The 20,110-nt window shown below is 36.5% G+C and carries 22 protein-coding genes and 2 tRNA genes; 12 read left to right on the forward strand and 12 right to left on the reverse strand.

The window, feature by feature from the left end:
- Window positions 1–149 precede the first annotated feature (149 nt).
- From egtB to BLW28_RS01150, 3 genes are all read left to right on the forward strand, one after another.
- A complete protein-coding gene (gene egtB, locus BLW28_RS01140) occupies window positions 150–1,313 on the forward strand; it encodes an ergothioneine biosynthesis protein EgtB (RefSeq protein WP_073213591.1) in 1,164 nt (387 codons plus the stop codon).
- A 15-nt stretch (window positions 1,314–1,328) separates the two neighbouring features.
- Complete coding sequence (locus tag BLW28_RS01145) at window positions 1,329–2,300, forward strand: L-histidine N(alpha)-methyltransferase (RefSeq protein ID WP_073213592.1); 972 nt, start codon at window positions 1,329–1,331, stop codon at window positions 2,298–2,300.
- Between the two features lie 62 nt (window positions 2,301–2,362).
- Window positions 2,363–2,644, forward strand: a complete 282-nt coding sequence (locus tag BLW28_RS01150) for a DUF427 domain-containing protein (RefSeq protein WP_073213593.1) — start codon at window positions 2,363–2,365, stop codon at window positions 2,642–2,644.
- Between the two features lie 141 nt (window positions 2,645–2,785).
- On the opposite strand, the gene BLW28_RS01155 is transcribed toward BLW28_RS01150, so the two are convergent.
- Complete coding sequence (locus tag BLW28_RS01155; RefSeq protein WP_073213594.1) at window positions 2,786–3,871, reverse strand: aminotransferase class V-fold PLP-dependent enzyme; 1,086 nt, start codon at window positions 3,869–3,871, stop codon at window positions 2,786–2,788.
- A gap of 95 nt (window positions 3,872–3,966) precedes the next feature.
- Here BLW28_RS01155 and BLW28_RS01160 point away from each other — a divergent pair, with 95 nt between their 5' ends.
- The 4 genes from BLW28_RS01160 to fabD all read left to right on the forward strand — a co-directional run bounded on the left by BLW28_RS01160 (window position 3,967) and on the right by fabD (window position 6,878).
- Window positions 3,967–4,401, forward strand: coding sequence for a 2TM domain-containing protein (locus BLW28_RS01160; RefSeq protein ID WP_073213595.1), 435 nt, complete (start codon window positions 3,967–3,969; stop codon window positions 4,399–4,401).
- Entirely contained in the window at window positions 4,398–4,883 is a 486-nt protein-coding gene (locus BLW28_RS01165; RefSeq protein WP_073213597.1) for a dihydrofolate reductase, read from the forward strand. The genes BLW28_RS01160 and BLW28_RS01165 overlap by 4 nt, the downstream gene beginning before the upstream one ends.
- Before the next feature lie 77 nt (window positions 4,884–4,960).
- A complete protein-coding gene (locus BLW28_RS01170) occupies window positions 4,961–5,812 on the forward strand; it encodes a fructosamine kinase family protein (RefSeq protein ID WP_073213600.1) in 852 nt (283 codons plus the stop codon).
- Between the two features lie 184 nt (window positions 5,813–5,996).
- Complete coding sequence (fabD, locus tag BLW28_RS01175; protein ID WP_073213603.1) at window positions 5,997–6,878, forward strand: ACP S-malonyltransferase; 882 nt, start codon at window positions 5,997–5,999, stop codon at window positions 6,876–6,878.
- Window positions 6,879–7,045: 167 nt separating this feature from the next.
- On the opposite strand, the gene BLW28_RS01180 is transcribed toward fabD, so the two are convergent.
- Entirely contained in the window at window positions 7,046–7,387 is a 342-nt protein-coding gene (locus tag BLW28_RS01180) for a cupin domain-containing protein (RefSeq protein WP_073213606.1), read from the reverse strand.
- 216 nt (window positions 7,388–7,603) lie between these two features.
- On the opposite strand from BLW28_RS01180, the gene BLW28_RS01185 reads away from it, so the two are divergent.
- Window positions 7,604–8,068, forward strand: a complete 465-nt coding sequence (locus BLW28_RS01185) for a hypothetical protein (protein WP_073213607.1) — start codon at window positions 7,604–7,606, stop codon at window positions 8,066–8,068.
- 95 nt (window positions 8,069–8,163) lie between these two features.
- Here BLW28_RS01185 and BLW28_RS15870 read toward each other — a convergent pair whose 3' ends face one another.
- The 3 genes from BLW28_RS15870 to BLW28_RS01200 form a co-directional block, all read right to left on the reverse strand.
- A complete protein-coding gene (locus tag BLW28_RS15870; protein WP_317042257.1) occupies window positions 8,164–8,298 on the reverse strand; it encodes a hypothetical protein in 135 nt (44 codons plus the stop codon).
- Between the two features lie 291 nt (window positions 8,299–8,589).
- Complete coding sequence (gene galE / locus BLW28_RS01195) at window positions 8,590–9,612, reverse strand: UDP-glucose 4-epimerase GalE (protein WP_073213610.1); 1,023 nt, start codon at window positions 9,610–9,612, stop codon at window positions 8,590–8,592.
- 39 nt (window positions 9,613–9,651) lie between these two features.
- The gene (locus BLW28_RS01200; protein WP_073213613.1) at window positions 9,652–10,809 is read right to left on the reverse strand and encodes a DegT/DnrJ/EryC1/StrS family aminotransferase; all 1,158 of its coding nucleotides are present in this window, start codon (window positions 10,807–10,809) and stop codon (window positions 9,652–9,654) included.
- Between the two features lie 498 nt (window positions 10,810–11,307).
- Between BLW28_RS01200 and BLW28_RS01205 the strand changes: the two genes are divergently transcribed.
- The 3 genes from BLW28_RS01205 (at window position 11,308) to BLW28_RS01215 (ending at window position 13,245) form a co-directional block, all read left to right on the forward strand.
- Window positions 11,308–12,468 carry a 3-deoxy-D-manno-octulosonic acid transferase gene (locus BLW28_RS01205; protein ID WP_317042258.1) on the forward strand — a complete coding sequence of 387 codons (1,161 nt, stop codon included), beginning with the start codon at window positions 11,308–11,310 and terminating at the stop codon, window positions 12,466–12,468.
- A 277-nt stretch (window positions 12,469–12,745) separates the two neighbouring features.
- Entirely contained in the window at window positions 12,746–12,952 is a 207-nt protein-coding gene (locus BLW28_RS01210; RefSeq protein WP_073214033.1) for a hypothetical protein, read from the forward strand.
- A 65-nt stretch (window positions 12,953–13,017) separates the two neighbouring features.
- Window positions 13,018–13,245 carry a hypothetical protein gene (locus tag BLW28_RS01215; protein WP_073213618.1) on the forward strand — a complete coding sequence of 76 codons (228 nt, stop codon included), beginning with the start codon at window positions 13,018–13,020 and terminating at the stop codon, window positions 13,243–13,245.
- Window positions 13,246–13,310: 65 nt separating this feature from the next.
- Here BLW28_RS01215 and BLW28_RS01220 read toward each other — a convergent pair whose 3' ends face one another.
- The gene (locus BLW28_RS01220; protein ID WP_073213620.1) at window positions 13,311–14,078 is read right to left on the reverse strand and encodes a LexA family transcriptional regulator; all 768 of its coding nucleotides are present in this window, start codon (window positions 14,076–14,078) and stop codon (window positions 13,311–13,313) included.
- A 157-nt stretch (window positions 14,079–14,235) separates the two neighbouring features.
- Between BLW28_RS01220 and BLW28_RS01225 the strand changes: the two genes are divergently transcribed.
- Window positions 14,236–14,496 carry a hypothetical protein gene (locus tag BLW28_RS01225; RefSeq protein WP_073213623.1) on the forward strand — a complete coding sequence of 87 codons (261 nt, stop codon included), beginning with the start codon at window positions 14,236–14,238 and terminating at the stop codon, window positions 14,494–14,496.
- Between the two features lie 135 nt (window positions 14,497–14,631).
- On the opposite strand, the gene BLW28_RS01230 is transcribed toward BLW28_RS01225, so the two are convergent.
- From BLW28_RS01230 to mutS, 6 genes are all read right to left on the reverse strand, one after another.
- Window positions 14,632–15,138 carry a hypothetical protein gene (locus BLW28_RS01230; protein ID WP_073213626.1) on the reverse strand — a complete coding sequence of 169 codons (507 nt, stop codon included), beginning with the start codon at window positions 15,136–15,138 and terminating at the stop codon, window positions 14,632–14,634.
- 173 nt (window positions 15,139–15,311) lie between these two features.
- Entirely contained in the window at window positions 15,312–15,974 is a 663-nt protein-coding gene (locus BLW28_RS01235; RefSeq protein WP_073213629.1) for a hypothetical protein, read from the reverse strand.
- Window positions 15,967–16,371 carry a DUF6915 family protein gene (locus BLW28_RS01240; RefSeq protein ID WP_073213632.1) on the reverse strand — a complete coding sequence of 135 codons (405 nt, stop codon included), beginning with the start codon at window positions 16,369–16,371 and terminating at the stop codon, window positions 15,967–15,969. Before BLW28_RS01240 ends, BLW28_RS01235 begins: the two co-directional genes overlap by 8 nt.
- A gap of 425 nt (window positions 16,372–16,796) precedes the next feature.
- A tRNA-Leu gene (locus tag BLW28_RS01245) sits at window positions 16,797–16,881 on the reverse strand.
- A 92-nt stretch (window positions 16,882–16,973) separates the two neighbouring features.
- A tRNA-Gly gene (locus tag BLW28_RS01250) sits at window positions 16,974–17,046 on the reverse strand.
- Window positions 17,047–17,360: 314 nt separating this feature from the next.
- A complete protein-coding gene (gene mutS / locus BLW28_RS01255) occupies window positions 17,361–19,997 on the reverse strand; it encodes a DNA mismatch repair protein MutS (protein WP_073213635.1) in 2,637 nt (878 codons plus the stop codon).
- Window positions 19,998–20,110: the final 113 nt, after the last annotated feature.

Here is a 20,110-nt window from a genome sequence, read left to right on the forward strand (position 1 = left end):
CTAAGCAGAAACATATATTTTTTGGTGAAGCTATTTTATTTCGTGCTAGTTACGTCATATTTCCGTGGTTTAACATGAATTTAAAAATCATTGAATAATAGAATCGGTATCTTTAAAAAGTCGTTAAAAAAACTGCGACACATTTTAATATGCCTGCTATACATACACTTTCTAAATTATTTCTCGAAACGCGCGAACACACAGAAAACCTCTGCAAACCACTGGAAATAGAGGATTATGTTGTCCAACCCATAGTAGATGTTTCACCTCCAAAATGGCATTTAGGACACACCTCTTGGTTTTTTGAAGAATTCATCTTGAAACCCCACAAACCGAAGTATCAAATTTTTAATGATGATTTCGCATTTGTGTTTAACAGTTATTACGAAAACGTGGGTAAACGTGTGCTTCGTACAGATCGCGGCAATCTTTCACGCCCGAGTGTGGCAAAGGTTTACGAATACCGCAAGCACGTTACAAATGCAATGAAGGAGTTTCTAGCATTGGGCGTATCGCAAGAAATAGAAGAAATTTTATTAATTGGAATCCATCACGAAAAACAACATCAAGAATTATTAATAACCGACATAAAATACATTCTCGGAAACAACCCCTTGTTACCAAAATACAACGATTCATTTTTAGAAAATCCAAATCAAGATTTCGAACAAGAATGGATTGAAATGGATGAAGGAATTTATGAAATTGGCCATAATAAACCAGCGGAGTTTTGTTATGATAATGAATTGAATCGTCATAAAGTATATCTTCAGAAATATAAAATCTCGAATAAACTGGTGACAAATTCTGAATATTTAGAATTTATTGAAGCCGGTGGTTATACCGATTTTAACCTATGGCACGCAGAAGGATTAGATTGGGTAAAAACGAATAATATAAAATCACCAATGTATTGGCATACTATAGACGGGAAGTGGCATCAATACACCTTACAAGGTCTTCGGGAATTAGATTTAGAAGCCCCCTTAGCTCATATTTCATATTACGAAGCATTTGCCTATGCGCAATGGAAAAAATGCCGTCTCCCCACCGAATTTGAGTGGGAAAGTGCCCAAGACACATTTGATTGGGGCACCCGTTGGGAATGGACTGAAAGTGCCTATCTTCCCTATCCGGGTTATGCAAAAGCTCCAGGGGCAATTGGTGAATACAACGGTAAGTTTATGGTGAACCAAAAAGTGTTACGCGGTGGTTCTGTAGCAACTTCAGAAAAGCATACGCGCCCTACATATCGCAATTTTTTTCAAACCAACTTACGCTGGCAATTTACAGGATTAAGACTAGCTAAATAACCACAAAAACCTTTTATGAAATCAAATTCACAACAAAAATTCGATAGTGCATTTAAGAGAGACGTCCACGAGGGCTTGAGCACTTTTCCGAAATTTCTTTTCTCTAAATATATTTACGACAAAAAAGGAGACAGTCTTTTTCAAGACATTATGGCAATGCCTGAGTACTACCTTACGGGCTGTGAATTTGAAATAATATCAAATCACACCAAAACTATTGGCGAATTATTTCGAGATAAAGAAAACGGATTAGACTTAATTGAACTCGGAGCTGGTGATGGGAAGAAGACAAAGGTGCTTTTAAAATATATGAACGAAAATAATTTCAACTTTATATATAAGCCGATAGACATTAGCGAAAATGCTGTGAACATGCTCTCTTCAAATCTAGCGAAGGAAATGCCAAAATTAAAAGTAGATGCGGAAGTAGGAGAATATTTTGAGGTATTAGAAAACCTAAAAAAGTTCGATAAACGTAAAAAGGTGATAATGGTACTCGGAAGTAACATTGGAAACTTGCGCCATCCACAGGCTATTAATTTTCTTTCAAAACTTAAAGACTCACTTCATACAGACGATTTACTCTTTATGGGTTTTGACCAAAAGAAAAACCCGCAAACCATTCTAGATGCCTATAACGATAAAGCAGGAATTACCGCCGCCTTCAACAAAAATATACTAACACGGATAAACCGGGAATTAGGCGGAAATTTTGATGTAGAAAAATATATTCACTGGGAAAGCTACAACCCCGAGACCGGTACTGCTAAAAGCTTTTTAGTTGCTACTGAAGCTATGGAAGTTGAAATTGAACAAATTGATTTAAAATTACAATTTGACCAATGGGAGAGTATTCACGTGGAGATTTCACAAAAATATGACGATAAAATAGTGACTTGGCTCGCACAAGAATCAGGACTCGAAATTGTAACCTCGTTTACTGACCAAAACGAATATTATAAAAATTATGTTTTTAAAAGAGCTTAAAAGATTATAAACACGTCCTAATCTCATTCAGGAAAAAACATTTAAACTCTTAAACTTATAAAATGAAAGCACTCTGGAACGACAAAATACTTGCCGAAAGCGATAAAACAATTGTTATAGAAAACAACCATTATTTCCCTTCCGAATCCATAAAAATGGAATTTTTCAGGAAAAGCGATACCCACACCCATTGCCCTTGGAAAGGCGATGCTTCCTACTATACTTTGGAAGTTGATGGTCAACAAAACCCAGATGCTGCTTGGTTTTATCCCGAACCTAAAAAGCCTGCTGAAGCTATCAAAAATTATGTAGCGTTTTGGAAAGGTGTGAAAATTGAAGAATAAATGGATTTTTACAGAATTTCATACCCGCCAACTACCTAATAATCCACTCTGATCGGAAACACCTACAAGGTCTTTGAGGCCTTGCAGGAAATCGTGGAAACACCTACAAGGTCTTTGAGACCTTGCAGGAAATCATGACTTCTAAACTCTTAAACTTAAAACCTCAAGAAGTTTTTCTAAATCCGATTCATTGTTGTAGTAGTGAAACCCTACTCGAATACCATCACCGCGCAACGAAGCTATAATGTTATTCGCTTTCAGTTTTTGAAACAGTTTTTCATCTCCTTTTATATTGAAAATTGAAGAGTGATTTTCACGAAATAAGACTTCATTTTTCAACACTCCCATTTCAGCAAAACGGAATTTCGCTTTAGTAGAAAGTTCTGTTATATGTTGATAAAGCTTCTCACTTCCGAGCGACTTGGCAAAAAGAATTGACTGCTCCAAACTTCCATAATTTAGAGTGTCCTGATGACCGGGTTCAAAATGCTTCATATAAGCTGTGTCGGTCGCTTCATTTTCAAATCGTTCTGCGGAATTAAAGCCAATAGATTTTGGGAATATTCGATTTCGGGCTGATTCTTTAATCATTAAAAACCCATTTCCATATCCAGCTGTTAACCATTTATAAGTGCTCGCACCCACTACATCAATAGTGCTTTCGGCAAAGTTGAAATGTTCGGTGCCTAAGTATTGGGTTCCGTCGGCGATGAGTAACAAATTTGGATAATTTGTTTTCAGTTTTCTTAAAAATTCAAAATCAATTTTAATTCCGTTTAACCATTGTACTATACTAAAAAAGAAAATTTCAGGGCGGTGTTTAACAACAGCTTCTTCAATATTCCTTTCTAAATTTTCATTAATCTCGGCATAACACACGTTGAAATCACGAGTTTCTACAGGCCAATTTACAGAGGGATAATCATTCTTTAAAAGCAATACTTTTTGTCCTTCGGGCATTCCGTCGAGAACCATATTTATTCCGAATGAAAAATTGGGGATCAGCGCTGTTTCAAGTACAGACGCTCCAAAAAAATCGGCTACTGTTTTTCGTATTTGCTCGACATGTAACCTGTGCTGATCGCGAAAAACACTTGCAAGGTTCATCAAATCCATATCGTGTTGCCGCCGCCAATCTACCACAGGTTTCGGTATTAAACCATTGGAGGCTGTGTTTAAATAGGTGCAAGTAGAAAGTGCAGGAAAGTGTTTTCGGATTTCTTCCATAGTTAGTAGGCCATAATGGCGAAAATTAGGTATTTTTACATAGTACGAACAATATTCGTTAACGCTCAAATACGAGAAAATAAATGTAAGTAACTATGTTTTCAAAAGCTAAAAAATCTGAAAGAATTGATGCCGAGCAACGGGAACAATTTGAATATGCACGCAGACGCATAAATCAGAAAAAAAATCTGATGCGCCATTTTATCGCATTTTTAGTAGGTTCCATTCTTCTAATTATTATAAACCCAGTTTTAGGCTATGGCAATGAAACCTTATTTCAAGATTGGTTTATTTGGGCAATTTTAATTTGGGCTTTCATTTTTTTAGTCCACCTCTTAAACGTTTTTGTTATGAGTTCGTTTATGGGCAAAGAATGGGAGGACCGCCAGCTTGAAAAATTAAAAGCGCGCCAGACCGAAAAAATAGCTGAACTTCAAAAGAAAGTAGATGCCGAATACCCGTTAAACATTCCTACGCCCGAAACTCCTAAAAACACATTGAATAACCCTTTACCTCCAGATGTAGAATGATAACACTAATTGCGGCCGCTGGCGAAAACAATGAGCTAGGCAAAGACAATGATCTGCTTTGGCATTTACCTGATGATTTTAAACGTTTTAAAAAAATTACCAGTCACCATTTTATTATTATGGGACGAAAAACCTTTGAGTCCTTCCCAAACCCATTGCCAAATAGAGTCCATATTGTAATTACCCGTGACAGAAAATATGGAAATGTTGGTGCCGAAGTTGTGCATAGCTTAGAGGAAGCCATTGAAAAAGCAACTTCAAAAAAGGATATTTTCGTTATTGGCGGTGGAGAAATCTATAAACTGGCGATGGACGTTGCCGATAAAATAGAACTCACTCGCGTTCACGGTACTTTTGAAGACGCAGACACCTTTTTTCCTGAATTCTCCGAAGATGAATGGAAACTTATTTCGGAAGAAAAGCACGGGAAAGACGAAAAACATAAGTATGCTTTTACGTATGAAACTTGGGTTAGAAAATAAACAAGCTTTAGAGGTTAACCACTAACGGAATGTTTATTACAATTCAAGATTGAATTTGAAACCAATTATACAATGAGTTGCGCTTAAAAAATACACTTCAAAATATAGCTTCCCAGAACACCCTCAATTTAATTGAAGCAACGACTTTATCTGGTGGTGATATAAATGAGGTTTTACTTTTAAAATGCGTAAAAGGGAGCTTCGTTGTTAAACTAAATAGCGCTTCCAAATTTCCAGGAATGTTTACTGCCGAAGCGAAAGGTTTAGACCTTCTGAATAACTCGAAAAGCTTCAGAATCCCAAAAGTTGTCGCGACGGGTGTTATTAAAGAAGCTTCGTATCTATTGATGGAATACATTCCAACTGGTTCCCCAAAACCTGATTTTTGGGAAATCTTTGCACAGAACCTCGTAACACTACACAAAACCACCCAAAACAGCTTTGGATTGGATCACGACAACTATATCGGTAGTCTTCCGCAGCAAAATACATATTGCCAGACGGCTTCGGAATTCTACATTTCTGAACGACTGGAACCACAATTCAGAATGGCTTCGGATAACGAATTTCAATTTAAAAACTTGGAAAAATTCTATAAAAACATTGCCGAAAAAATTCCCAATGAACCTCCAGCGTTGATTCACGGAGATTTATGGAATGGAAACTTTATGGTTTCCGAAGATGGAAATCCTGTGCTGATAGATCCTGCTGTGGCTTTCGCTCCTAGAGAAATGGATTTGGCTATGATGAAACTTTTTGGCGGCTTCAATTCTTCAACATTTGAAATCTACGACTCCTTTTTTCCATTGAAATCTGGATGGAAAAACCGAATCGATTTATGGCAGCTTTATTATCTACTGGTTCATTTAAATTTATTTGGATCAGGGTATTTAGGACAGGTTCAGTCAATAGTATCAAAACACACTTAAACCCAAGCAGCTAATAAACAAGTGATTCACGTCTATTTTCAAAAGATGAAATCAGTGTTTTCCATATAAAAATGTTTTTATAATTAACCTTATTTCATAGAAACACATAAGGGTTGTGAGTACGCTAAAGTTATAATAATAATTAATCTTATTTTTGCAATTCAATCTAAATACGAGCAAACAAATGAAAGCATATATATTTCCCGGTCAGGGCGCACAATTTTCCGGAATGGGAAAGGATCTTTACGATACATCACAAAAAGCCAAAGATTTATTTCATCAAGCGAATGATATTTTGGGGTTTGACATTACCAAAATCATGTTTGAAGGCACAGCAGATGAACTTAAACAAACCAATGTTACCCAACCTGCAATTTTTCTTCACTCCACTATTTTAGCCGAAGTGATGGGCGATACGTTTCAACCCGATATGGTCGCTGGACACTCCTTAGGCGAAATCTCTGCTTTGGTAGCGAATAAGACCTTGGCTTTTAGCGATGGCCTACAATTGGTCTACAAACGCGCCTTAGCAATGCAAAGTGCTTGCGAAGTAACGCCTTCAACAATGGCTGCAGTTTTAGGCTTAGAAGATGAACTAGTAGAAAAAATATGTGCCAACACTCCAGGAATTGTGGTTGCGGCCAACTATAACTGTCCCGGTCAACTTGTTATTTCAGGAGAAGTAAGCGCCGTGGAAAAAGCCTGTGAAAGTTTAAAAGAAGCTGGTGCACGAAGAGCACTTATCTTACCTGTTGGCGGCGCTTTCCACAGTCCGTTGATGGAACCTGCTCGCGAAGAATTGGCAGCAGCTATTGAAGCAACGCGATTTTCACAGCCTGCTTGTCCTATCTATCAAAATGTTTCAACTGTTGCAGTGACTGATCCTTCGGAAATAAAGAAGAACTTGATTTCACAGCTCACCGCTCCTGTAAGATGGACCCAAAGTATACAAAACATGATAAAAGATGGAGCTACCACATTTATCGAGGTAGGACCTGGAAATGTTTTGCAAGGCTTAGTGAAAAAAATAGACAAGTCCGCAGAAACCGAGAAAGCGGAGATTTAGCTACGTATTAACAATTATAATTGTGAGGTTTGATGATTCTATAAATTCGTGTGTTCGTGGTCAAAGTTCACCGCGAATACACGCATTATTTTTTTCAAAAATTTTCCCTAAAAGTCTAATCTATCCTTGAATACCTGTATTTTAATTGAGGTTTGAAAGGTTAATTATTATTGATTAACCACTCCTTCAACCCGTTTTGTAGAGTCTGCCTTGTTTAGGCTCAATCTTACAGTGCTTGCTTCAACAGCCTTTAAATCGTGAGGAACACCGCCGTCGAGACTAATTAAATCCCCTTTTTTCAAATTGTGGATCTCTCCGTTTACTCCAAAATCAATGGCACCTTCAAAAATCTCAACAACAATTGGAAAAGGCGTTTTATGCTCTTTCATTACCTGACCTTTCTTAAATGCAATTCTGATTTCCTTTCCTGCCTCCGTTTCCATTAACACTTGAATTGCCGGACGAGTTTCGTTTAATTCAAGGTTATTTGTAAGTGATGCTAATTTCATAATTTTATCTATTTATGGTTTCTTATTTAGAATGATTCAAAATTACGAAATTAAAATCATTTCCTGTCACACAAATAATTAAGTTTTGGTTTTCTATTGTTTGAATACGAATTGACAAAACATTGAATTAGTATGACTTGCCTCATAAGAAAAATTGAAAATGATTTCTTTCTTTGTAACTATCAAAATAGATTAACTGAATTAAACAAATAGGTAATGAAACTTGCTGAAAACAGAAGAAGCGTATTAAAACCGCTTAGTCACGAACACAACGAGGTTTTAATTCGTTGTTTTCGAATAGGAAAAGGCTTACAAATGAATGTTTCTACTAGCCGAATTAAAAACTATGCAGATTGGTTAAAAAAAGATTATTTGGATCCCCATTTTGAAATGGAACGGAAGTACGTTTTTCCGATACTCGGGAATCAAAATTTTCGTGTAAAAAGAGCTTTGGCAAATCACCGACGCTTAAATCGATTATTTGATGAAACGGCTAATTTGAATATAGTCCTGAACAAAATTGAAGAAGAAATAGGTAGTTATATCCGTTTTGAAGAGCGCATTCTTTACAATGAAATAGAAAAAGTGGCGAGCGCCGAAGAGCTAAATAGGCTCGAAAAGTTACATGATGACATTGGTGTTTCGGAAGATGCGTGGAATGATAAGTTTTGGGTATCCTAATTCTAGTTAATTAGCGTAGTCCAAAAAATTAAAACACCGAATGAAAAATGTCCATTCGGTGTTTTTATATATTGAATTCTAAATTCAGAATTATATTAGGCACTTATTCTGCAGTCTTCGCAGTCTTTTACTTCGCCATAATACGTCTCTCGATATTTGTGAAGTGTTTTAAAGGGAACGTTTAAAAACGTTTTTTGTATGTACACCACATTTGCGGTAAACATGCCCATTTTTTGTGTAAATCTTTTCTCTATTCTTGTTTTTCGTTTCACTGAAACTAAATTCATCATTGTTTTTTTGACCCCATTTAACCCCTATAACATTGTTATTCAAAGCTAAAGTACAGAGTACTGTTAGAGTGCAAAGAAACGAAACCTTACTGCCAATTCCAAATTTCCACCGTTAAGACTGGGTTAAACTGTGGTAAATCGATACTCCGGCTGTGCTTAGTAACCGTGAACACAAAGAAGAAGTTGAAGTTGAAAATAGTGATTATTTACTCACCAACGAGCAATAAGTGCTTACTGAATCCCTCGTACTTTCTTCTCCCATTTCCATGCAGAAGCCAAAGCCTCCTCCATGGTTTTTTCAGATTTCCATCCTAAAACTTCATTTGCCTTTTTTGTGTCGGCATAAACTGAAATCACATCGCCTGGACGACGATCGACAACTTTATAGTTAAGTTTTTCACCAGTCGTATGTTGAAAAGAATTAACTACTTCCAATACAGAACTGCCTCTCCCCGTGCCTAGGTTAAAAAACTCGTAATTGGTTTCATTTTTTCCAGATAGCAATCGCTCCATTGCAATTACGTGTGCCTTCGCCAAATCTACGACATGAATATAATCGCGGATACAACTACCATCTTCGGTTGGGTAATCATCTCCATAAACAGATAATTGTTTTCGAACACCTGCGGCAGTTTGGGTAATAAAGGGTACTAAATTTTGCGGTACTCCAGCTGGTAACTCGCCAATTTCAGAAGTTTCATGCGCGCCAATTGGATTAAAGTAGCGCAGCGCAATGGCTTTTAAACTAGAAACACTACAAGTATCAAACAGAATTTCCTCGCTTATTTGTTTTGTATTACCATAAGGCGAAGTAGCTTTTTTCACAGGAGCTTCTTCAGTAATTGGCAGAGAATCTGGTTCGCCATAAACGGTACAAGAGGAGCTAAAAATAAAATTTTCAATGCCATTTGTTTCACACTCTTGAAGTAAGTAAATGAGTGTATTTAGATTGTTTTCGTAATAAAGAAGGGGCTTTTCTACACTTTCACTCACCGCCTTACTAGCTGCAAAATGGATTATACCATCAATATCGCTATTGTTTTTAAAGAATTCAGAAACATCCGACTTTATACGAAGATCCAGTCTTTCAAACTTTGGAGGGTTTTTAGTGATATTGGTAATTCTTTCCAAAACATCTATGGATGAATTTGATAGGTTATCAACAATAATTACTTCATATCCAGAATTCTGGAGTTCAACTACGGTGTGCGAGCCTATATAGCCCAAACCACCTGTAACTAATATTTTTTTCATATTTATTCGTTATGACGACAAAAGTCGTTCTAGTGAATTTTATTTGTTTACAAAATCTATCACCTTTTTCGTAATATAAGCTATTTGCTCGTCATCCAATTCGGTGTGCATAGGTAAAGATATTACTTCCTTAACTAACTGATTAGTAACCGTAAAATCTTCTTCATTATAGCGTTCGTCTTTGTACGCTTTTTGAAGATGCAGTGGAATCGGGTAATAAACTCCACACGGAATATCATTTTCGTTTAAATGTTTTACCAGAGCATCACGATCTGCACCAATTATTCTTAAGGTGTATTGATGAAAAACATGACAATTACAGTCATCATAACGCTCCGATGCACAAGTTTCACAAAGGCTTGGAGTTATAATTTGATCTATTCCTTTAAAAGCTTCTGTATACTTCTGGGCCGACTTTTGGCGTGTTGCATTGTACGTGTCTAAGTTTGGCAATTTCGCACGTAGCACAGCTGCCTGAATAGAGTCTAACCTACTGTTTACACCTACCACATCGTGATGGTAGCGCTCGTACATTCCGTGGTTTACTATTCCTCTAAGACTATGAGCCAGATCATCATCATTTGTAAAAATGGCGCCACCATCACCATAACAACCTAAATTTTTTGATGGAAAAAATGAAGTTGAAGCAACATGGCCAATAGCTCCCGTTTTCTTTTTAGAACCGTCTTTCGAAATATAGTCGGCGCCGATTCCCTGTGCATTATCTTCAATTACGTATAGATTGTGTTCTTCGGCAATTGCCATAATCTCGTCCATATTAGCAGCCAGTCCGAATAAATGAACAGGTACAATTGCTTTTGTTTTTGGAGTAATTGCTTTTTTAATCGCCTCCACATCAATGTTGAAAGTAACAGGATCAACATCTACCAAAACCGGAGTTAATTGCAGAAGTGCAATAACCTCAACCGTCGCAGCAAAAGTGAAATCGGCCGTAATCACTTCATCACCAGGTTTTAAACCAAGTCCCATCATTGCAATTTGCAGAGCGTCGGTTCCATTGGCACTAGGAATAACGTGTTTTACTCCTAAATAATCTTCAAGTTCTTTTTGAAATTCGTGAACTTCGGGACCATTTATAAAAGCGGTGGTTTCTATAACATTCATTATCGAGCTATCCACGCGCTCCTTTATATTTTCGTATTGACCTTTAAGGTCAACCATTTGTATTTTTCTCATTCTTAGAATTTATAATTGTGTAAAATTACGAAAATGAAATTTGTTATTTCGGGCTTCGATACATTTTGACCGCAAATTACCTTTACTTCAAAACAACGTTATTGAGCGAAACTGAAACATTTAATCAATTTTTACTGAAGAGCTTTAATCTTGGTAAAAAACAGCACCTTTTACAGTCGGTAAAACGATCAAATTCTCATAAAGCAGGGTTTTTTCTCAGTACCGAAACACGCAACATCATTTTTTAACAGAATTCAAAACAACCTTTTATAATCTCACATACTAAAAACTGACTGTTAGAGTATCCGTGCGGTGCTTGAGTGTTTTGAAGGCACTAAAGGAAGCATAATAATACCCAACACATCTATTTTCTTTCAAAACGTATCGAAGCCCCGAGCACTGAATTTTGTACTTTTACACCCAATGCACACAATCTATAATTTATTAATTCATTTAGCGTCCTTTGGTTTGAGGATTGCAGCACTGTTCAGCAAAAGGATGAAACTTTTTGTTGATGGCAGAAAGGATGTAATTGAAACTATTGAGCAGAAAATTGCAGCAACCGACAAAACTATTTGGTTCCATTGCGCCTCTTTAGGTGAATTTGAACAAGGCGTGCCTATTATGGAAGGCGTAAGAAAATTAAAACCAGACCATAAAATAGTAGTCAGTTTTTTTTCACCTTCTGGTTATGAAAACAAGAAAAACACCCCGTTAGCCGATGTGGTAGTGTATTTACCAATGGATACGCCATCAAATGCCAATAAGTTTATTGAATCACTACATCCCTCCCTGGTTTTTTTTGTTAAATATGAATTCTGGCCTAATTACCTATTCGGACTTCAAAAACGAAATATTCAAACATTGTTGGTTTCGGGTGTTTTTAGAAAAGATCAGATGTTTTTTAAGACGTATGGCCGATTTATGCGAAAAGCGCTTACTGCTTTTGAACACTTTTTTTTACAGGAAAATAATTCTGAATTACTTCTAAAAAATATAGGTTTTACAAACACAACCGTAAGTGGCGACACTCGATTTGATCGCGTTTCAAACCAGTTAAAAATGAATAACACCTTGAAGTTTGCAGAAGAATTTAAAGAAGAATCGGTCTGTATTGTTTGCGGCAGCACTTGGGTAGAAGATGAATCTGTTTTGATTGATTACATGAATGCTTCGGCAAATGACGTGAAGTTTATCATTGCGCCACATAAAATTGAAGCTGAAAAAGTTAAAGCGTTAAGACAAAAAATTAATAAGAAAACGATTCTACATTCAGAAAAAGACAACGTGAATATTTCCGATTACAACGTGCTTATTATTGATTGTATTGGGTTATTAACCAAGTTGTATAATTATGCCGACATCGCTTATGTGGGCGGTGCTATGGGCGCAACCGGACTTCACAACATTTTAGAACCCGCAACTTTTGGAATACCAATCGTTATTGGAAAGAATTTTAAAGAATTTCCTGAAGCTGGGCAACTTCAAGATTGTGGAGGACTATTTGCCATATCCAATCCTGAAGAAGCTTCTGCAATTCTAATAAAACTCGTTGAAGACAGAAGCTTTCGATTAAAAACGGGAGAAATTTCAGCGAATTTTGTAAAAAACAACACAGGAGCTACCCAAACAGTATTAGCCTATATTTCTTCGCTTTAGTCTACTAGAAGTTCATTTTAGTTCATTAAATCACTTACGATTAGCCCCCGTATTGTTTATACAACCAAAACATAAACAACAGTGAATCAAGGCAGTATCAGGTTCATCTGTATCGAAGTTATTTTACAACGTTGCAAAACCTTTCTACTGTTAATACATTTTAAAAATCCCTTAAATTATTTTTAAATTAATCGATACCGTAAATAATTTAGGAAATAATTACCAATTTCTTATTCAAAAAGATATAGATTTGCTTAAAACCAATAAAACCACAGAAATGAAAAAGTTATTAATTTTCGCATCGATAGCTGCATTGTTCTTAGGTTCTTGTAGAGAGAACAAAACTGAAACAAAAGAAGTTATACGCGAAGTACACGTTGAAAAAACAGAAGCACCGAGCGAAGGAGCTTTAGAGCGTGCCGCTAAAAAAGTTGACGAAAAGGTCAATGATAAAATTGACGAAACAATCGACGAAATCGACTAGAGATTGCTTTTTTCGATAAATCAACACAAACTACAATCAATCACTAACAACTAAAAACAAACAAAATGAAAAAGTTAACAATGATTGCCTTGCTCGCAGGCTTTATGACCGTATCACTTACTTCTTGCAGAGACCAATCAAAAACTGAGGAACTTGTCGAAGAAATGGAAGACAAAGGTGCCGAAATTAAAGTGAAAGAAGATAAGATTAAAATGGAGACCGAAGACGAAAAGGTTAAAATAAAAACCGACGATGACGGCGATGTGAAAATCAAGCAAAAAGACAAAGATTAGTCTGAAGATAACTCCTATTAATTTCAGGAATTAATAAAATGGATGTTCAAACGAGCATCCATTTTTTATTTTAAACTTCTAATCTGCCCTTTTAATTCTTCCATAGATTCTTGCAACTGCCTAAGCAGAACACTATCCGAAGGTTCGTCTACCCCAAAACTTAGTTTGCTATTAACCATCCAAAGTTCTTGAATATCCCTTACTTTTATATCAATTGGCAAGTAATGTTCGTTAATAGAAATTAGTCTGATTTGATTGGGGTTATTTGGAATTCTCTGCAGTTTCTTGACCAATACAGAATCTTTTAAAACAATAATATAAATTTTGTTATCTGAAGCTTCGGTAATACTTGAAACAGCACGTCCCAAAACCCATTCTTTAGGCCTAATATTAGGCATCATACTATCCCCTTCCACCTGAAATCCGCGGTATGATGCATTTCTATATTCTGGCAAAGGAATATTAAAACTGGGCAAACTCTGATACCAGTCAACATCTTGAATATTATGCGGATATCCTGCCGCCGCTTTCTGACTTACCAACACAATATTATCATTACCACTAGAATCTATCGTTACCACCATTGGCGATACATCACCGCTACGCGCAATAATATGTTTGTCATTGCTTTCACCGTACAGCCAGAGTGGGTTAATATTAAACTGGCTCATTAAAGTCGTTACAATTTTTCCTGAAATTTTAGTTTTTCCACGCTCAATATCCGCAGTAGTAGATCCAGCGTTTAAAAATTCTGCAAACCCCTGTTGTGTATAGCCAAGTTCTTCACGTAACTGTTTGAACCGCTTGGCTTCAAGTGTAATTGATTTTTCCATAGGCTAAAAATATGAATATTTGGAATATATCCAAAATTAAAGCGGATAATTTCCTAAAAATATTTTTGATTTTTCAAGAAAATAGTTTATAAAAAAAATAAACGAATCAAATTTTTAGTTACTTTTGCGCACTAATAATCACTAATCTATTTTCGAAATGAAAAAAGTATTTTTATCACTTGCTGCTCTTGCATTAGTTGCTTCTGTTTACTCTTGTAGAGAAACTACTAAAGAAAACGCTGAGGACACTGCAGAATCTATTCAGGCTGAAACTGAAAACGCATTAGACAAAGCTGGCGATGCAATCGACAACGCTGCTGATGCAACTGAAGAGGCTATGGAAGACGCTGGAGATGCTGTTGAGCAAGCTGCTGAAGACACAAAAGAAGCTGTAAAAGACGCTACTGACGGTCAATAAGCCACTATTTATCTACTATAAAAACGAAGCCCTTTCTTTATTGAAAGGGTTTTTTTATTACCCGAACTTTTTTCTCTCTTCAATACAAAACACCGCTTACCCTCCTTGTATACTCCATCTTCTAAGTAAAAGGTTTTAAGTTTTATTCGTATTTTTTCTTATAGGAACTCGTGTCCAATTTTGAGATGATTTTGGCTTCGCTCTAAGTTTTGAAATCGCTTCGGGTGAATTTAATTTCTTTGTATGTTGTTTTTTCTGAATGGAGGTAAATGGTGTTGCAGTAAGCTTAAATTTGTACTTCAAATGATGTCGTAAAACCGGGAAAGGTTTGGTAGGCTTCCATTTATTTTCTTCGAGGGCAATTCGAATAAACTTTAAATCCAGCTCACTTCCTTCTAAATTTGGGCTTAATCGGTTAAGATTTTCAATATGATTACGATAATAATCTTCGAACAATACATACTTAAAATCGAAGTTATTTAACCTTTCATACAACTCATCAATATCTGCTCGAACCCTGTTGGCTCTTCCTGGGTTTGAAAATCTATCCCTAAATTCGACTATTAAATCGTGGAACTTACGCTGTTTTTCATAAAGCGGCTTTATTCCGAGTGAGAGGATATTTAAAATTAAATCGGCCATTAGATTTAGCGTTATTATGAATGGCAAATTTACGGATTCGGTGGGAGAATGTTAAGTTTAAAGATAAATCATGCTCGGTATTATTTAGGCTGATAATGCTTAAAAGGTGTTTGGCAGTTATGTTCTGGAACTGATGCTATTGTAACTGTGTTAGCAGAAAATATAAGTTGTCACTAATCATCCTCTTCCATTCCAGTGTGTAATGGCACGCCGTCCATTTCGTTTTCGTCCAATTTTGATACTGTCACTCCTTTTTTGTCGAATTCCACAGCAACTCCATTCCCGAATGTATAAAGAAAATAATACATGCTGTAGTGTGCTTCCAACAATTTCAAAATGGCTAAAAATTTCAAACAAGGAATTTCAAGATATTTGTATTTCTTTTTTTTGTATTCTTGATAAGCCTCCCAATTTGAGTTCTCTAAACCGTACTTCCCCAATTCCATATTATTATTTTGTGCAAATTCAATTTCTTCTGTATCCGGGTAATCGAGAGCATTAAAATTAATATTGGATGGTAGATTATCTTTCTCGGAATATCTAAAGAAAAAATCTACGTCGCTATCTACGATGAGTTTGTGGTTTACTGTAAACATACTGAGTTCAAAGTGATAATAATTATCGTTGAAGGAATTGTATTGTTGCCAAGAAAAAACTTTAAACTCAGGGTGTGAAACTTGAATATGAAGAAATATCCTGTGTAAAAATCTCATTTCTAACTCGGGTGTGCCATACCCTTTATACGCATACAAATATTTTTCATCCTTGATTAACTGCGCTATATCGTGAGGCGGGATATTTAGCTTATCTAAGAAATCAATTATGTAATTAAACATTTTTATGGTTGAATTTATAGGTTATTGAATTGTGCTTCTCCTCTTTGGTAAAAGCGGAAGGCGGTAAACCTTGGCCGTGCATCCACGAAGATTTCATCATCTGTGTAAGGTAATCTTGTGCTGTAGGAATAAAATGATATGAAAAGTCTTCCAAAATATGCTGTTCGGCAATGTCTATTACCGAAATGGATTTTTTGTCACTATTTGTTATGGTGTTGCCAAAAATTTTAGGTAAAATATGATTGATAAACCAACTGTTATGCGTGAGTGCGCGGTGGCGATTATCAGCAAACGCCATTTTGCTGCTATCTAGCAATAAATGAACTTCTAAATAGTCATCCATTTTACCTCCGAACTTTTTAGCGCTACTTTCAGCGTGTTGATGTGGTTTTCCCATTTTTTCTTTTATTTACAATTTCCAAGTTCCTCACCTTAATAAAGTATTCAAAATTTTATTGTTTTACTCAAAATAGAACTTGTAAGACCTCACAGGTTTCAAAAACCTGTGAGGTCTGGAGGTTTTTCAGTTAATGTCAATTTTGTCAATCTTTTGCATCAATCTATCAGTTTCAAAAATTGCCATAATTATATTTTTGAGTTTTGAAACATAAAAAACTCCTAGAATTCAAGGCACATAAGATATACCTTAAATTGTTAATACTCGATGTTTTAGTTCCTATAAAAATGGAAAATGAAGGAGATACTATTAGTGAAAATCGTAAAAGCGAAATTTTGATTTAAAAGCGAAGCTCAATCATACAGAAACGGTACAAATAAAAAACCTCAACCATTTGATAAACAAAAGATTGAGGTTTTTAAAAGTACTGATGGCGGGACTTGAACCCGCACGCCCGAGATGGGCACAGGATTTTAAGTCCGGCGTGTCTACCAATTCCACCACATCAGCGTTTCGATTGCTTTACTGTAAGCAATACGAGGGTTGTCTAAAACAACCTTGGACTTAACAAAAAATGCCGATGCTATCGGCAATTTAAGCAGAGCGAAAAACGGGATTCGAACCCGCGACCTCCACCTTGGCAAGGTGGCGCTCTACCAACTGAGCTATTTTCGCATTATATTTAAAAGAACTAGAACGAACTCCTATCCGCCGCGGCGGATGGCGCTCTAACAACTGAGCAATTTTCGCATTATATTTAAAAGAACTAGAACGAACTCCTATCCGCCGTGGCGGATGGCGCTCTACCAACTGAGCAATTTTCGCTAATAATAACCAAGATCGTCACTTGAATAACCAAGCGGGTGCAAATTTAAAACTTTTACTTGAATGGCAAAGAATATTGAATGGAAAATTTCATTTATATTTCAAATTATTATAAAAAGAAATAAACAACCTCCATTAGTCTGTTTTCTTCAACAATAAAAAACTTATTTCTTCAGTTTAACAGAAGCGTTTCGTTGTAACATACGCTTAATTTCATTTAGTTTCATCAATGCTTCTACTGGGGTTAAGGTATCAATGTCTATGTCGAGAATTTCCTCTCTAAGTTCTTCCAGCAAAGGATCGTCCAGCTTAAAGAAACTCAATTGCATTTCATCTTTCGATACAGCCTTCATTTCTTCGGTTAATTCTTCTGAAGCGTGACTTTTTTCAAGTCTTTTCAGGATTTTGTTTGCGCGCAATAACACTGCTTGTGGCATACCCGCCATTTTTGCTACGTGAATTCCAAAACTGTGCTGACTTCCTCCTGGAATCAATTTCCGAAGAAAAAGTACGTTGTCCTTTAATTCCTTCACCGAAACATTATAATTTTTGATTCGCGCGAAAGTTTCGGTCATTTCATTTAACTCGTGATAATGGGTGGCAAAAAGCGTTTTTCCGCGTGTTGGGTGTTCGTGCAAATATTCACTAATCGCCCATGCAATCGAAATTCCGTCGTAGGTACTAGTCCCACGACCTATTTCATCTAACAGAATCAAGCTGCGTTCCGAAAGGTTGTTTAGAATACTTGCAGTTTCATTCATCTCGACCATAAAGGTAGATTCGCCCATTGAAATATTATCACTCGCTCCTACCCTCGTAAAAATTTTATCAACATAGCCCATTCGCACTTCAGCAGCCGGAACAAAGCTCCCCATTTGTGCCAATAAAACAATTAGCGCAGTTTGCCGAAGAATAGCCGATTTACCACTCATATTCGGCCCAGTGATCATAATAATTTGCTGCGTTTCCCGATCGAGAAAAACATCGTTTGCTATGTAGGGTGTATCGGGCGGCAATTGCTTTTCAATAACAGGATGACGACCTTCTTTAATTTCCAAATCGAAAGAATCATCAAATAGTGGGCGGGTGTAATGTGCCTCTTTTGCTTGAGTAGCGAACGAACATAGGCAGTCTAATTGCGCAATCAAGGCTGCATTTTGTTGAACGGAGCCAATATACTGAAGCATCCACTCCACTAATTTTGCAAAAAACTCCTGTTCTAATGCGAGTATTTTTTCTTCTGCTCCCAGTATTTTCGCTTCGTATTCTTTGAGCTCTTCAGTTATATAGCGTTCTGCATTTACAAGGGTTTGCTTCCTAATCCACTCGGCAGGAACCTTGTTTTTATGCGTATTTCGGACTTCGATATAATATCCAAACACATTGTTTGAAGCGATTTTAAGTGAAGAAATACCTGTGTTATTGGTTTCACGTTCTAGCATTTCATCTAAATACTCCTTGCCATTTGCTGAAATATTTCGAAGTTCATCCAATCGTTCCGAAAAACCTTCGGCTATGGTGTTTCCTTTAAGAACATTTACAGGTGCTTCTTCAAAAAGCGTTTCTTTTATTTTATTCCGAAGCAATTCACAATCGTGTAACTGCTCGCCAATTATTTTAAGCGATTCGTTTTTAGAGTTTAGTGCCAGCGCTTTAATTGGCACCACGGCTTCTAATGAGTTTTTAAGATGAATAACTTCACGCGGATTTACTTTTCCTGTTGCTACTTTGGATATTAATCGTTCCAAGTCGCCAATGCGTTTGGTATATTGTTGAATTTTCTCTAAAACCGACTGATTATCAAGTAAAAAACTGACAACTTCGTGACGGCGTGTAATCTTTTCAGTATTTTTTAGTGGCAGTGCCATCCAGCGTTTCAACAATCTCCCACCCATTGGCGAAATGGTTTTGTCTATAACATCCAAAAGCGTCACCGCATTTTGCTGATTGGAATGATACAATTCTAAATTCCTGATTGTAAACCGATCCATCCACACATATTGATCTTCAGCAATTCTAGAAAGTCGTGAAATGTGTTGCAGTTTGGTGTGTCGTGTTTCGCTTAAATAGTGAAGCGCAGCACCGGCAGCAATAACACCGTCTTCCAAATGATCTACCCCAAAACCTTTTAGGTTTTTTGTATTGAAATGTTTTGTAAGCGTTTCGAAAGAATAATCACTTTGGAAGATCCAATCTTCTAGATGAAACACGTGGTATTCATTGCCAAAAGTTTCGGTGAAAAGCTTTCGTTTTTGCTTTGAGAAAAGCACTTCTGAAGGGCTGAAATTCTGAAGTAATTTATCTACGTATTCTGCAGAACCTTCCGAAACCAAGAACTCACCTGTTGAAACATCTAGAAATGAAACCCCAATATTGTTTACCGCTACTGAGCGTTTTGAAGTTCCGAAGTGAACGGCAGCCAAAAAGTTATTCGATTTAGAGGTAAGGATGTCGTCATTAAAGGCAACGCCAGGTGTTACCAGTTCTGTAACCCCTCGTTTTACAATAGTCTTGGTCATTTTTGGATCTTCCAATTGGTCGCAAATAGCAACGCGGCATCCAGCCATAACCAGTTTTGGCAAATAGGTATTTAATGAATGATGCGGAAAACCAGCCAACTCCATTTTATCGCCACCATTATTTCGAGCTGTGAGGGTAATATTTAATATTCCTGCTGCACGAATGGCATCTTCTCCAAAAGTTTCATAAAAATCGCCCACACGAAACAGCAACAAAGCATCAGGATATTTAGCCTTGATAGTATTGTATTGCTTCATTAAAGGGGTTTCTTTTTTCGCCATAATTGTGCCTGGGTAAACAGGTTTCTTTTTATTTAAATAATTAACCGATAAATGTAACGAAAATGCACTTTTTTAAAAAATGAAGTCCAATCGAATTGTCGAGGTTTATAAAC

The organism is Aequorivita viscosa, assembly GCF_900106795.1.
Lineage (GTDB): Bacteria > Bacteroidota > Bacteroidia > Flavobacteriales > Flavobacteriaceae > Aequorivita > Aequorivita viscosa.